The following is a 14,393-nucleotide window of genomic DNA, read 5'->3' on the forward strand; positions in this document are numbered from 1 at the left end:
GGAAAATGGGCTGGATTTCACAACCTTCGTCTAGCTTTTGCTGGATGATGGTCTAGTTTTGCTAGACGCGACTAAAGCCTTTTAAGACCTCGCCGAAAGGTTTGTCAGAAGCAACGATGAAACTGAATCGAAAGCTCTCAAGAGACTCTGATGGAGTGACTGCCTGATGAGAATCGCTTGTAGAGAGCCCAGACGAAAGTGGAGTCACCAACGTGTTAACAGACGAGCCTAAGTAGGTATAAGGCCGTCACTATAATGGAGGTCCCTCATGGGAATGAGAATTTCTACAAACGTATCTGCAATCAACGCTCAGAGAACAATGGTAAACTCTCAGCGCCAAATTGGAAAATCCATGGAGCAATTGTCTTCTGGATCACGCATCAATAAAGCAGCGGATGATGCTGCGGGATTGGCGATCAGTGAAAACTTGAAATCGCAAATCAGATCATTGAGCCAAGCGGGCCGAAACGCCAACGATGGTATCTCAATGGTGCAAACAGCAGAGGGTGGCTTGAGTGAAATCTCTAACATCTTGACTCGTATGAGAGAACTAGGTGTTCAAGCGTCTTCTGATACTGTAGGTGATACTGAGCGCGGCTTCCTCGATAAAGAGATTCAACAATTGAAATCGGAAGCACAACGTATCACGCAAACAACTAAATTCGGTACGACTAAACTTCTTGATGGTTCTGGCGATTCATTTGATTTCCAAGTAGGTATCGGTAATGACTCAGAAGCTGATAGAATTTCCTTTAATGCTGGCGAAACGAACGCAACAATCGACAGCTTGGGTATCGCAGGTTTCGACTTCTCGTCTAAAGCGGGTGCTCAAGAAGCGTTGTCACAAATCGACACGGCTCAATCTCAAGTGAACGGTTACCGCGCAAATCTCGGTGCCCTTCAAAACAGATTGCAATCCACTGTCGACAACTTGGGTGTGCAACATGAGAACATCTCTGCCGCGAACTCTCGTATCCGTGACACAGACGTAGCTTTGGCTTCTGCTGAATCTACACGTAACTCGGTTCTGTTGCAGGCGAATACTGCGGTGTTGGCTCAAGCGAATGCAATGCCAAACAATGCAATGAGATTGATCGGTTAATATTAAGAAATAAGAGTTTGATCTGAGAGGCTACCTCCGTTGCCTCTCGGTACCAACCTACCCAAGGAAGGCGAAGCCCTTCCTTGGGGTACTTTCGTCTAGTCTCGAAATTCCTCGTTTTTTGATTTGGTATTCTGTAAATGATCTTCGTTGGAGGAGGTTGTTTATGGGTGTTATCGAAATACTTCGTCATCTCTCTGATCCATTTAAAAAGCATAATCCTAAAGAACCTGTAGTCATGGCACCGCCGGAGCGACATGACGTGGAAGAACCGAAACGAGACGAGGAGACTCAGCTTGAAGGAATTATTTCGGAAGTGTTGGATAGTGAAGGTCATCGGGTGGTTTTGAATAAAGATAAAATTCAAAACTGGCCGGAATTCAAAAAGCACTGAAAGAATAAACGGGAGTCGTAAAGACTCCCGTTTATGTTTGATGGCGAGCAAGGTGATTAAGGATACATCGACTGGCCGGTGTGGGCAGGGTGGGTGATAGGTTTGTTGAAAACCTCGATGTCTCCTGCCAGGGCGTTATCGATCATGCCTTTGTATTTGTCTTTCAGGCGTTCCATATTTTGTGCGATAGTTTCCGCCTCATCACTGGAAAAAACTTTCTTCGCTTTCGAAAAAATTTCGCCTTCTTCCTCGGCGACGTGATGGTCGACAAGTTCGGAAAGAACTTTGATCTTTGCTTTCCACTCTTCGTCTTCAAAAGAGATGCGCGAAAGCTCATTTAATAGCAAGGCAACAACGTGATGTTCTTGTTCGCCTTCCCAAGTCAGTTCTTCTCCTTTGAAATCCTTGCTGACAAGGCGGAGAGGACGATAGAAAACCTCCTCTTCCGCTTTCGCGTGAGAGGCTAAATTCACTTTCAATGTATTAAAGAGATTTTCGACTTCGCGGAAGTCTTCATCTTCCAAGGAAGAATTTATCTCCTCGAAAAGATCTTTGACCTCGCGGTGATCCTTTTTTAAAAGTTCGTAGATCGTCATAAATCCTCCTTTCATTCAGGGTACCCTTTCGGAAATGAAGACTTAACTTACGAAATAACAATCTCAAAGACTCTAAGTCGTGGTCGGTGACTTAATCCCCGTCAATAGGGCGAGGATTTTCTTTTAAGCTGTTGTCCACTGGTTTTGGCACAATAGCGCGGCGAAGTTTCAAATCAAAAACTTCCGTGTCAGCCAAAACATGCAGGCGAATGTCGTGCATCGACATTGTTTTTTCCGCGGAGGCCTCGGAAATATTGGTGTAAGTCACGCCTCGTCCGTCGATCACATACACGGCGTTTTCACCGATGATTTCGAAGTGGTCTTTCTCGACGATAATCGCGGTTCCTTCATCAATACCGATGCCAAGAATTCCGGGATTGAGCGCGACAGCCCCTAACAAGCGACCGATACGTCCGCGCTGCGCGAAGTGCTGGTCGATAATCATGTTTTCAACGAAGCGCAGTCCGGGTGCCATCATCCAGTTGCCGACTTTATGTGACTCGGTGTTTTCTCCTCCGACAAGCATGACTTCGCCCATGATCGAGGCACCGGCGGAAGTTCCGGCAAGAGTTCCTCCGTTTTTAAAAATCTCTACCATCCAATCAATGACGAGAGTTCCACCTAACTTAGTGGTGACTTTGAGCTGATCGCCCCCGGTAAAGAAAACGGTGGTGGCTCCCCTAAAGAGGTGTTCTTTGTCGAGAGTGTCTTCAGGTTGATTGACATAGAAATGCTCGATCTGTTTTACACCGAGCTTACGAAAAATATTATAATAATCATTCCAGACTTCTTCGGCCACTTCACTGGCCGCAGTCACAATCACCATTTTCCCGCCGTCGGTGCGTGACGCGACTTCTTTGAGTATACGCATTTCGCCGGTTTTATCTTCGCGACCACCGATGATAATAAGAGTTCCGCCTTTATGGGTGACTTTGGTGCGCTTTGCTTTGACCCGCGACCTTTTGTGATTAACCTTTTTTCCTGATGCCATATATATCAAAGCCTCTTCTTGAAATTCTAAAGTCTTCACCTGTGATGTATTTTCCGTCTTTCACGAAGATCTGTCCTCGGGATATAACATGTTTCATCGCAAGTTCTTTAACGTCGAAGATGGCGAGGTCTGCATCACAACCGACAAGGATTCGTCCTTTTTGACTGAGCTCTAATGCTCTTGCAGGATGAGACGTGAAGTGCGGTATGAGTTCTTCGAGACTCAAACCATGTTGAAGCACACCGGATCTAAGTTCCTCCCATAACTCGGAAGGCTTACCGATTCCGGCGTCCGAAGACACTGTGACTTGGCTCAACGGACCGCCGAGATCTTTATATATCTTGTACCAGTAACAAAAATCCCGCTCCCATAAGTCGAAGTCGATGAAGCAGCCTTTTTTTGCCAGGTCGATGGCCTCTTCCACTAACGCTTGACTGCGACCGATGTGAGTCATGTAGATCTTCGCCGGAATGACTTCATGTTGTTCCATTAAGTCGCGTATCGTCTGCAATCGTCTTTGCCCGGGACCTACGTGAATGTGCGCGATGCCCGGTTTGTTAGCGAGCATTCCGCCGACGTAAGCATCGACCACAGCGCGTGCGAGATCGCGTAACTCCGGTTCGGGAGCTCGTCGGTCTGCAATAGCAAGTTCGCCGACACCGATCACCTCGGGAATATAAATGATGTCGTTGCGAACGGAATCCGTGATCGTGCGCGGAGGACAGTCGTAGCCTCCGGTGTAGCAAAAAGCATTAAGGCCAATATCGTTAAAGGCTTTCGCTTTGGCGATAAGTTCGGGCATTGTTTTGGTGGTGGTATCGACGCCGATGGTACCGACAAGAGTGGTGACTCCGCCTTCGACACATTCGGAAACTAAAATTCCCAGACTTTGCGAAGAAAAACCGCCACGTTCGCCACTGCCTCCGGTTAAGTGCAGATGCGGATCAATCAAACCCGGAATAATGTAACAGCCAGAACAATCAAGGACTTCTACTTGCAATTCGTCGAGCGTTTGCACCGAGACATTGCCGATTCTCTCAATTTTGGAACGGGCAATAAGAAGATTCGCTTTTTTGAAAGCGCCTTCTACAAAGATATGTCCGTTTTCCAAATAAGTCATCATAGATGCATAGTTGCTCGTTCGCTTGTTTCACGAGGTTTGATGTTATTCTTCAAGGCGACGTGTGACACGCGAGTCAGCTTGAAATCGGAAAGCATTTCTAGCGTTGTACTCAAAGACTCGAAGAAAATGACAATAACTTCGCCCTTCTGTATCTGACTCACAGCTTTTTTTATCGCATCGGCCTGATTGAATATAGCTTCATGTTTGATGTGAGGGTAAAAGCTGTCAAATAACTTGGTCAGACGCTCGGGAACTTCCCCGGGTTGTCGTCCGCGCAAATCAAAATCATCACGCAGAATAATGTGATCGAAGTAGTGCGCTACTTTATGCCCGGCAAGATCAATCAAATCTGTTTCTCTGTCACCTGGTAAACCGAACACGGCGGTTTTCTTTGTGCAGTTCCAGTGATTCAGCATTTCTCCGATGCTTTCGATGGCATCGGAATTGTGGCCGTAGTCTAAAATGACGTGGCCTTCGCCCACTTGATAAATGTTGAGGCGACCGGCATTTTCTTCTTCAGGATCGAACTCTTTAAGCGCACGCATAATGTCTTCGCTGAAAACACCTAACGCTAATGTTGCGCAGAGAGCGGCAAGCACATTGGCGACCTGAAATTTTGCAAATCCATCGAGAGTGATCGGAAGATCTCCAGCCTTTGTCAAAACTTGAATTTTTCCATGACGGCAAGAAAACAGCCAGCCTTCTTCGAGCCAGCAAGCATCTTGCCCCGAAGCCATATGTGCGACGAGCAAAGGGTTGTTGGGATTAAGAGAAAACAACATGATCTTTCGCGGAATCTCTTTTATGCGCGAACTTTGTAAAATGCCGACCGAATGAGGATCATCGGCATTGAGCACGATCGTGCCACCTTCGCGAACTCGCTCGGCAACTAACGACTTGATCCACACCAGATCTTCAATAGAGTCGATCCCATCTTGTCCGATGTGATCAGGCCTGATGTTTGTGATGACACCCACATCGGACCAATCATAGGCCAAACCGCCACGCAAAATTCCTCCGCGGGCCAGCTCTAAGACGGCACAGTCGACGGCGGGATCATTTAATATAACATTCGCAGAGAAGGGACCTGATGTATCGCCTTTTAGAATTTGCTCTTTGCCAAGCCAAATTCCCTCGGTGCTTGTCATACCCACGCACGTGCGGGGTTGAGCTCCCATAATTTTACGGATCATGCGCACGACCGTCGTCTTTCCGTTTGTACCGGTGACGCCGATAATTGGAATGCGGGCTGACTTTGGATCCGGATACATCATGTTCATAATATTTTCGCCGACATCGCGGGATTTTCCCTCTGAAGCGGCGAGATGCATGCGCAGTCCGGGAGCAGCATTGACTTCTATAATTTTAAAATAAGGATTTATGGGCTCTTGGATATTGCTGTGAATGACGTCGATACCGCAGATATCCAAATTCACGAGACGAGCGACACGTTCAGAGGCAGAGCGAATTTCGGGATGAACTTCATCGGTCACATCTTTCGCAGTTCCGCCGCCAGAAAGATTGGCATTCCCGCGCAGCAGAACCGTTTGTCCCGCCGGAATGACAGATTCCAATGTCAGTCCTTGTTTTGCCAACGTCGCGGTCACGCCTTCATCGATGATGACTTTGGATAACACACAGGAGTGGCCGACACCGCGTAAAGGATTTGAATTCAAAATATCAATCAATTGCTGGGCTGTCTTTTCGCCGTCCCCTGTCACGGTAGGCGGTCTGCGTTCAGAAGCCGCAGTGAATTTTCCGTCGACAACTAGAATGCGATAATCTTTTCCTTCGCACATCTCTTCGACGATGATCGCATCCGAATGTTTTTTTGCGGCGGCAAACGCCTCTAGCATTTCTTCTTTGGTTTTAAGATTGACGGCCACACCATTACCGTGATGGCCGTCAAAAGGTTTGAGGACCCATGGACCGTGCAACATTTCCATCGCATCGTTGATTTCGTCTTCAGAGCGAATCACAAGTCCGTCAGGCACGGGAATACCTGCGTCGCGCAGAAATTCTTTTGTGACGTCTTTATCTTGAACTAACTCGGCTCCGATAAGACTGGTTTTATCCGTCAAAGAGGCTTGAATTTTGCGAATGCCTTTACCATAACCGAATTGAATCAACCCTCCAGAGATTTTTTTATAAGGAATTTTCTTTCGGCGGGCGGCACGCAAAATGGATTCCGTGCTGGGACCCTCGTTGGAATCTTCCACTGCAGAGCGAATTCTTTCAATCGTACCGGGGATATCGAACTCCGTTTTCTCAAGAATGGATTGAATCAAGGCATGACTTGCTCGTAATGCAATGGCCATGGCTCGTTCGTTGGTGAAGCGCGTGATAATTTGATAAACACCGGGTCGTCCTGCGTACCGGGATTTTCCGTAAGTGACATCCATACCCGCAAGATGACTCAGTTCTAAAGCCACATGTTCAATGATATGGGCCATGTAGGTTCCGCGTTCGAGGCGTTCAAAAAAACCGCCCGGCTTTTGCGGCGAACAACGATGCTCAAAAAGACTTGGTAAAAGGGCTTTGAGTTTTTCATTAAACTCGGGAATCTCGTTACTTGCGGTGTCTACTAAGTCTTCGAGATCCACTTGCATAATCATCACGGGGCGGCTGTGAAAAACGTTGGGTCCTGGGATGACTTTGATGTTGAGCACTTTCATTTGTTTCACCATTTCATAAAAGTTATCGGCGTTGACTCGCAATAAAACTCGCCAAGGTTGAGGATCAACAATGCCGGGCATCTTCTCGGCATTGTTTTCCTCGGACAAGTTAGAAAATTGAAATGTACATGACTTTGGCAAAGCCTCGCCAAGGCACTCACGCGTTAATGATGTGAGTGGTCGTCGGTAAGATGTCGTTCTTTCATGTTCTTTTTCTCTTTGATTTTGCCGCGATGGTGACCAGTGAGTTCACCTTCATGTGGAGGCGCATTAAAGAGTCCTTCATTTTTTCGATCATGATTTAACGAAGTTCCCTTGCTCTGATCTTTAAAAAGTTTCTTCTCCATATACATGTCGGTTGTTTCCGGCATGAGAAATTCCATCACGGCTGTCATCATCGAAGGCGCGCCGACATAAATATCGCGCTCAGGATCCACAGCGCATTTCAAAATGGCCTCGGCAACATAGTCCGGATGGTAAGCAGGATCGGGCAAAGACGGTTCACCATTGCGCAAGCGATTCACCGCGTGATCGGGAAACGGCGTATTGATGGCGGTGGGACGAATCAAGCAGACTTCGATAGGGATCTTGTCAAAAGACAGCTCCATACGCAAAGCATCCGTGTACGCTTTTACCGCGTGTTTTGTGCAAGAATAGATTCCTTGGAGCGGGATGGAGCGGGCAGAAACCTCGCTGCCAATGTTAACGAGGACGCCACCCCGAGCGCGCATGGCATCGACGGCGACGTGACAGCCGTGGCGAACGCCCCAGAAGTTTGTTTCAAAAAGTTCGCGCTCCTCGGCTTCGGGAATTTCTAAAAGAGGACCGTAAACGGAGCCGCCCGCATTGTTCACCCACGTATCAATGTTTCCGAATTTGCTTTCGGCTTCACGGCGCACGTTATCCAAGTCGGCGAGACTTCTGACGTCGGCGCGAACGGGCAGAACGGAACCTCCGGTGACATTCAATTTTTCCGCAATCGAGCGAAGATCTTCTTCATTGCGGGAACAAATGACAACGTTGGCGCCGCGACGGGCGGCCATTTCCGCAGTGGCAAGACCAATGCCGCTGGAGGCTCCAGTAATGACAAGCGTTTGTTGCTCAAGAGGTTTTGGTTTGAATGATTTCGCCATAATGTCCTCCTCGTCGAAATGTGTACCGAATTAGGTTTCCAAGGTTTCAAAAAATTCGGAACTCTCTCGAGGCGGGAGTGCGAACATACAACTTTCTTCCCTAGACTAAGAGCGTGAATTTAAGTTTCTTTTGTGAAAACCCGATAAGTTACTCGTATGAATATCAAAGGATTTTTCTCCAACATTCTGCCGAACAACGAAGTTCGCTCTGTGGAAAGAGTGGGGAAAACCATTAAGTCCGATGAAACGCATGACAGAGATGCCAACGGTCAAGAAACTTACGGTGGAAACCAAGAACAACAGCGTGAGCCGATGACTGATGAGCAACTCGAAAAAGCGATGGAGCACTTGCGCAGTTTGCCTGCGATGAAAGAGCACAAGTGGACAGTGCATCTCGAAGAAGAAGAAGGAAATCGTTTTGTCATCGTGAAAGATAACTTGGGAAGCGTGATTCGCAGAATTCCTGAGTTGGAATTGTGGACTTTGCCTACGGATAACTCTCCGAGAGGCCAACTCCTCAAACGCTCGGCTTAATATTTTTTTGCACCCAGCATTTGCTTCCTAGATCGACGTCCTGAAAAACAGCCTTCTGTCAAAATTTCCTCCGGATAAATTGCATTAGACGCCACAAAGCCGTTCGCCTGGCCCTTTCGAGAGACATTTAATTGACTCACTGTCTATGGTTCGTTTTGAGACAATGAATTCATGGCAGGCATTCGTTTTACAGGCATGGCCTCTGGGCTACCACCGAATATCGTAGATCAGCTGATGGAAGCTGAGCGTATTCCTGTGAAACAAATGGAAGTGCAAAAGACGAAGCAAGAGGACAAGTTGAAGCTTGTCAACGAGCTTGAGACGAAAGTGACTGACATCACTAAAAATCTCACAGAGCTTACTTCGACAAGCGGGTTCATCGATAAGAAATTTATCAGTGGTGATCCGAATGTGGTGGAAGGACAAGTCGATCCTTCCGCAGCCGTTCCTGGAGATTATTCGATTGAAGTCGTACAGCTGGCGCAAAAGCCCGCGGCGATTTCAAACGGATTTCCGGACAAGGATGAATCGCAAATTGGTGTTGGTTACATCAAGTTTGAGACTCCGGAAGGAACGAAAGAAGTTTACATCAATGGAAGCAATTCCACTTTGGAAGGCGTCGTTAAACAAATCAACGCTGCCAATGTGGGATTAAAAGCGCAAGTGCTTGAAGATAGAAAAGATGCAGAAAACCCTTTCAAGCTTTTGATTTCGGGGCTTTCTGCAGGAAAAGACAATCAGGTTACTTTCCCAAAGATTTATCTTTTGGATGGGGACCAGGATTTGTACTTCGATGAATCGCGCAAAGCACAGAACGCGAAAGTTAAAGTTGACGGGTTTGAGATCGAGCTTCCCGACAACAAGTCGACGGATTTGATTCCGGGTGTGACGTTGGATTTTAAATCAGCGGCGCCGGGGCGGGAAATCCGCATGAGCGTGAAAGAAAATCTGGAAGTGATCAGCGGCAAGATCAAAAGTTTTGTCGATGCTTACAATGCGGCTTTGGATTTTATCCAAAAGCAAAACAAACTGACGGCAGGTGACGGGAAAAACCCCAAACTTGGTCCGTTGGGTGGTGACGGGATGTTGCGTTCCATTGAGAACAGTCTTCGTCGCATCATCCTCAATCCGCAGATGGGTGTTGAAACGCCGATCCGACGTGTTGGGGAATTGGGAATTGAGTTTAACAGAAACGGTACGTTGAACTTCAATCAAGACAAGTTCAACAAAGTTTTGAATGCAAACCCGGCGGGAGTGGCTGCTTTCTTCCGCGGCGACGGTTTCAATACAGGCTTCGTTTCTGGTTTGAAAAGAGAGATCGGGAATCTGTTAAACGGTCAGTTCGGAACGATCGCTAACAGAAAGAAAGGTCTGCAAGACAGAATCAATCAAGTGAATGGACGTATTGAAACAAAAGAACGTCAGCTTGAGAGAAAAGAGGAAAGTCTGCGCAGAAAATTTGCCGATCTGGAGTCGAAAATGTCGGACATGCAGGCACAGCAGGCAAGATTCGCAGCGATGGCTCCTAAAGCAGGATAAGTCGTTTTTATTTTTTAAGGATGTTGTGAGGGGACTATGAACAAGAATGCTTATCAGAAATATAAAACCACATCGGTGCAAAGTGCGAGCCGAGAGAAAATTCTTTTGATGCTTTATGAAGGGGCTATCAAATTCACGAAGCTTGCAATCAAAGCGGCGGAAGAAAAAAAGATCGCCGATCGCGGTATGAATATCGGGCGGGCATTCGATATTATCATGGAACTTAACAATACACTGGATCACAAAGTCGGAGGCGATGTCGCTCTCCAGCTTGAGCAGCTCTATATGTTTATGATGGAGCAGTATACAAAAGCCAATATCTCGGGCGATCCAGAGCCTCTCAGAGCCAATCTAAAGCTTTTGCAAACGCTTTATGATGGTTGGGTTCAAGCAGTCGAAAAATTGAAAAAAGAAACAGATAACTCGGATAAAAAAGCGGGCTAATTCACGCCGGAGGGGAACATGACGAGAATTATCACCTTGTTAAACGAAAAGAATCACTATCTCGAAAAGTTCTATTCACTGAATGAAGTGGAGCTGGCGAATTTTGCCCAAGGGCAATTCGACAATCTCGAACACTTCTATCAAACACGTGAAAGAATTTTGGATGTTTTGAAGTACGTGGATGCGCAAATTGAAAAAGCGCACGCGGAAGTCTCTCAAGAAGGCGTGAATGAATCAGAGCGCCGCGAGATCAAAGAGGCTTTGGCGATTAAGGACGAATACGTCGCGCGTATTATCGAGCAAGACATTCAAGTTCTGGCCTGCATCGAAACGGCGAAAAATTCCATCATCAAGGAATTGCAGGAAGTGCGTCGCAGCCGTAAAGCGGTGGGTGGCTACAAGACCAAGACTTTCCAAAATAGATTGGATGAAGAGGTCTAGGAAAAATATTCCTGACAAAAACATGACGGCGAATTCGGCGAAAGAGTCAAACTCCTGGCCGAATTTGTCTCAGATCTAATAAAATACAAAACGAAGCTTTGGCATCTGTGTTGCTCTATCAGTTTCTTGTAGGAGACAAACTCAGATGTTGGAAAATCAGTTCGTTCAAAAGTCCAGTGACGTATCTGGAATCAATTCAGGTTTTCAAGGCCTTCAAGAAGGCTCCGGAAAAATTTATCTTGATCCGCAACAAGCTATCGCCGATTTCGATGCGGAATCTCAAAAGGAAAAAGAAGTCTCCGCTTTAGATAAGCGTATTGCTGCGTTCGTGCGTAACGCGCAAGTATTGATGAAGCACAGAGAGTTTCATCTAGCGATGAATATTCTTCGCCAAGCTTCAAATGCGGACTCAAAAAATCCTGTCGTTCTAAACCTCCTTGCTAATTGCCTGGAAAAAATGTCCCGTCATGACGAGGCACTAATCGCACGCAAAGCCTTGGCGGCTGTCGATTATGGATTTGAGAGTCTTTACGGATACGCGACGGCTTTATATAAACTGGGCCGCGATCAAGAGGCTTTGGATAAATACTACGAAGCTTTGGCGATTCTTACGGAAGAAAACGACAATCTTTTTGAAACCTACAAAAACATGGGGAACATCTTCGTACGTCAAGGCGATTATGACGGCGCAGAAGAGTACTATAATAAAGCTTATACATTGAATTCATCCTCCGACATTTTGCTTGTGAATTTCGGCACACTCGAAGTGCAAAGAAACGACTACGAAAAGGCTTTGTACTGCTTCCGTAAAGCCGTTGAAATCAATCCTAACAATGACAAAGCGTGGGTGGGTTTGGCGATGGTTCACAACCAATTCGGCGATAGTGAATTGGCATGGGCGAACCTTGAGTCCGCGATGGATATCAATCCCCGCAATAGAACATCCGTTCACTTAGCGGCAAACTGGGGTCTTCGCGATGGCCGAGTGCAGAAAGCTATCGAAGGCTTGCAAGCTTATCTTTCGCAAGTGGAACAAGACGAGGACATGTCCCTGGTTCTTATCAATCTTTTCGCCTCTATCGGCCAGCTTGATAAGGCTCTCATCGAAATGGAAAGAGTTCTTTTGTGGAATCCTGACCACGAGGAAGTTCGCCGTTTGAAAAAGCAAATTCTCGCATCACAGAAGGCTGCATAATTTATGTCTATGATCACTTTTTCTGAAAACCACGAGTCGACTTTGATTTCTTACGAAGCTGGGGAGCCTTTGGCTTCGTTGCGGGATCCTCGCGCAGAGGGTCTGAAATGGGTTTATTCTTTAGGTTCCATTCCCACGCAACACGTTGTGATCGTGGGTTTGGGTTCCGGTTTTCATGTCGCGGCTCTTGCCGACATTGACCCCTCCATCCGTATTACAGTGGTCGAATCGCGGGAGTCATTAATTCCTGTTTTCCGTTCGCAATTTCCCGAGCTTTCTGAGCGTGTTGAAATCGCAATTGTTCAAGACGCCCAAGATATATTCAAAGCGGATTTCTTTCAGGAAATTTTGAATCAAAGATCTTATGTTCTTTCATTCCGTGAATGCTGGGGCCAGCAAGTGTCCTTTTTCTCGGAAGTCTATGGCCATCTTACGGGCCGGTCTGTCGATTCCGTGAAGTATCACTTTGAAGAGTTCGGTATCAATATTAAGGCTTTGTACTTTCAGCAAAATAAACTTCTTTCTATCAAAGATGTTATTCCTGTGGTGGAAGCGTCTGTGATGCCCGAGGATAAGAAACAGGTTTTCCGTATTCTCGGTGAATTGGTGAAATAGAATGAAAATTTTGGTTCTATCTCTTTTGCGACTGGGAGATATTATTCAGCAGGCGCCACTTTTTAAGGGCTTGCGGGAAAAGTATCCGCACGCGGAAATCCATCTTCTATTGAACAAGCAGTTTTCCAGCGTGGAAAAAATCTTAGACGGCGTTGTCGATAAATATATTTATTTTGATCGGGATGCTCTGCAAAAGGGTCTGGGCGAAGCGAACTACAATATTCTTTGGTCTTACACTGAAGTAGAGCGTCTGATTCAGACGTTGAATAAAGAAAATTACAATGCGGCATACAACTTCACCCATAATAAACTAAGCGCTTATCTTTTGGGAGCGTTGCAGATTCCGCAAAAGAACGGTCTTTATCAAGAGGAAGGACGCTTCAAAGGACTTACCAATCCTTGGCTGCGTTACTTTAACGACCGCTTCTCTGGAACTCAGAAATCTTTATTTCATTATGTGGAGCTTCTCGGAAACGCGTTTGCGCTTCCAACGAAGGCTACGACGGCACCTCATGTAAAATCCAAAAGCAAACTCGTTCTTTTGCAGTGTCTTACAAGTGACAGCAAAAAGAACTGGGGTCTTGAGAAGTTTGCAGAACTCAAACGCACGATCGAGATTTCTTTGGTCGATTACGAGGTCTGCGTGTTGGGAGCTTCTTTTGAAAGAGAAACTCTCGCGGCCGTTTTTTCTGAAAGAGATTTGTTGATTTGTGATCTTCCAGAAGCTCGCAAACATTTGCAGAATGCGGCCTTGCTGGTGACGGGGGATACAAGTATTAAACATATTGCGGCGCAAGTGGGAACTCCGATTGTTGAAATCGCGATTGGCAGCAGTGACTCTACAAAAACCGCCGCGTACTCAGCAAAGGCGTTGATACTTAATAGCGACGTCGCTTGTGCTCCGTGTTCTCACTCTCAAGCGTGTCCGCAGGCGAGCCATCTTTGTGCGGAAGACGTTTCCGTTGAAAAAGTTTTCGGCGCCGTATGGGATCAGTTGAGCGGCGAAAAGATCGCGCAAAAGAATCACATCCGCGTTTTGGAGCGTGCGGTGTGGAGTCTTTACCTGCACAACGAATCGGATCCCTCTTATCGCGAAGCTTTACAAAATATTTTTGAGCAGTTGTCACAGAAAGAAATCGCATCGTGCCTTTCGGCATGGAATGAGCACGGGACGCTATTGCTGAATTGGTTTAATCGGGCGAAGGCGGCTTTGCCGTCGCGTGAGGAATTGGCGGGTAAGAAGAACTTTCAGTCTTCTGATATCGCGGATTTAATTCTATGCGCTCAAGACATTCTTAAAACAAAAAGAGACGAAGCAGGATATTTCCAAAACTTCGTGGAATCTTTATTAACTCGCTTCAGTCATCCGGTACAAATTTACGATCGGGTTTCTGCGGCTCTTACGGAAGCGGAAGCGCTTTTGAATATTCGCAGCAGCTTCACGCAATACTTGCAAACATCCTCCACGGAAGGAGCTTACTATGCAAAAGGAATTGGACAATTACCTATCAGTGGCTTTGAAGAGACTGGAAAAAGCGTACAACGAAATCTTGAAAACGCAGAGTTATAACAAAGAAGCCGAAAGAATTCAGCTCCTCAAAGAACTCGTGA

Annotated in this window: 14 protein-coding genes; 9 read left to right on the forward strand and 5 right to left on the reverse strand. The window is 46.5% G+C overall.

Annotated elements, in window-relative coordinates; genetic code table 11:
• Positions 1-268 precede the first annotated feature (268 nt).
• Both QJS83_RS09695 and QJS83_RS09700 read left to right on the forward strand, forming a co-directional pair.
• The gene (locus QJS83_RS09695; RefSeq protein WP_284604372.1) at positions 269-1,102 is read left to right on the forward strand and encodes a flagellin N-terminal helical domain-containing protein; all 834 of its coding nucleotides are present in this window, start codon (positions 269-271) and stop codon (positions 1,100-1,102) included.
• A gap of 166 nt (positions 1,103-1,268) precedes the next feature.
• Positions 1,269-1,496, forward strand: coding sequence for a hypothetical protein (locus QJS83_RS09700; protein ID WP_284604374.1), 228 nt, complete (start codon positions 1,269-1,271; stop codon positions 1,494-1,496).
• 56 nt (positions 1,497-1,552) lie between these two features.
• Here QJS83_RS09700 and QJS83_RS09705 read toward each other — a convergent pair whose 3' ends face one another.
• The 5 genes from QJS83_RS09705 to QJS83_RS09725 all read right to left on the reverse strand — a co-directional run bounded on the left by QJS83_RS09705 (position 1,553) and on the right by QJS83_RS09725 (position 8,014).
• The gene (locus tag QJS83_RS09705) at positions 1,553-2,092 is read right to left on the reverse strand and encodes a hemerythrin domain-containing protein (RefSeq protein ID WP_284604375.1); all 540 of its coding nucleotides are present in this window, start codon (positions 2,090-2,092) and stop codon (positions 1,553-1,555) included.
• Positions 2,093-2,183: 91 nt separating this feature from the next.
• A complete protein-coding gene (locus QJS83_RS09710) occupies positions 2,184-3,083 on the reverse strand; it encodes a cyanophycinase (RefSeq protein WP_284604376.1) in 900 nt (299 codons plus the stop codon).
• Entirely contained in the window at positions 3,061-4,206 is a 1,146-nt protein-coding gene (locus QJS83_RS09715) for an amidohydrolase family protein (protein ID WP_284604377.1), read from the reverse strand. The genes QJS83_RS09710 and QJS83_RS09715 overlap by 23 nt, the downstream gene beginning before the upstream one ends.
• Positions 4,203-6,989, reverse strand: coding sequence for a cyanophycin synthetase (cphA, locus tag QJS83_RS09720; RefSeq protein ID WP_284604378.1), 2,787 nt, complete (start codon positions 6,987-6,989; stop codon positions 4,203-4,205). Before cphA ends, QJS83_RS09715 begins: the two co-directional genes overlap by 4 nt.
• Before the next feature lie 56 nt (positions 6,990-7,045).
• Positions 7,046-8,014, reverse strand: a complete 969-nt coding sequence (locus tag QJS83_RS09725) for an SDR family oxidoreductase (RefSeq protein WP_284604379.1) — start codon at positions 8,012-8,014, stop codon at positions 7,046-7,048.
• 156 nt (positions 8,015-8,170) lie between these two features.
• On the opposite strand from QJS83_RS09725, the gene QJS83_RS09730 reads away from it, so the two are divergent.
• From QJS83_RS09730 to QJS83_RS09760, 7 genes are all read left to right on the forward strand, one after another.
• The gene (locus QJS83_RS09730) at positions 8,171-8,548 is read left to right on the forward strand and encodes a hypothetical protein (RefSeq protein WP_284604380.1); all 378 of its coding nucleotides are present in this window, start codon (positions 8,171-8,173) and stop codon (positions 8,546-8,548) included.
• A 171-nt stretch (positions 8,549-8,719) separates the two neighbouring features.
• Entirely contained in the window at positions 8,720-10,087 is a 1,368-nt protein-coding gene (fliD, locus tag QJS83_RS09735) for a flagellar filament capping protein FliD (protein ID WP_284604382.1), read from the forward strand.
• 36 nt (positions 10,088-10,123) lie between these two features.
• Positions 10,124-10,531, forward strand: a complete 408-nt coding sequence (gene fliS / locus QJS83_RS09740; protein WP_284604384.1) for a flagellar export chaperone FliS — start codon at positions 10,124-10,126, stop codon at positions 10,529-10,531.
• 18 nt (positions 10,532-10,549) lie between these two features.
• On the forward strand, positions 10,550-10,972 hold the full coding sequence (locus QJS83_RS09745) for a flagellar protein FliT (protein WP_284604385.1): 423 nt from the start codon (positions 10,550-10,552) through the stop codon (positions 10,970-10,972).
• A 145-nt stretch (positions 10,973-11,117) separates the two neighbouring features.
• Positions 11,118-12,167: a tetratricopeptide repeat protein gene (locus QJS83_RS09750; protein ID WP_284604387.1), complete on the forward strand. Its 1,050-nt coding sequence runs from the start codon at positions 11,118-11,120 to the stop codon at positions 12,165-12,167.
• A gap of 9 nt (positions 12,168-12,176) precedes the next feature.
• Positions 12,177-12,782 (forward strand): polyamine aminopropyltransferase, encoded by a 606-nt coding sequence (locus QJS83_RS09755; protein ID WP_284604389.1) that lies wholly within the window; start codon positions 12,177-12,179, stop codon positions 12,780-12,782.
• A 1-nt stretch (position 12,783) separates the two neighbouring features.
• On the forward strand, positions 12,784-14,352 hold the full coding sequence (locus tag QJS83_RS09760) for a glycosyltransferase family 9 protein (RefSeq protein ID WP_284604391.1): 1,569 nt from the start codon (positions 12,784-12,786) through the stop codon (positions 14,350-14,352).
• Positions 14,353-14,393 lie beyond the last annotated feature (41 nt).

The organism is Bdellovibrio sp. 22V (genome assembly GCF_030169785.1).
In the GTDB taxonomy this organism is placed as follows: Bacteria; Bdellovibrionota; Bdellovibrionia; order Bdellovibrionales; family Bdellovibrionaceae; genus Bdellovibrio.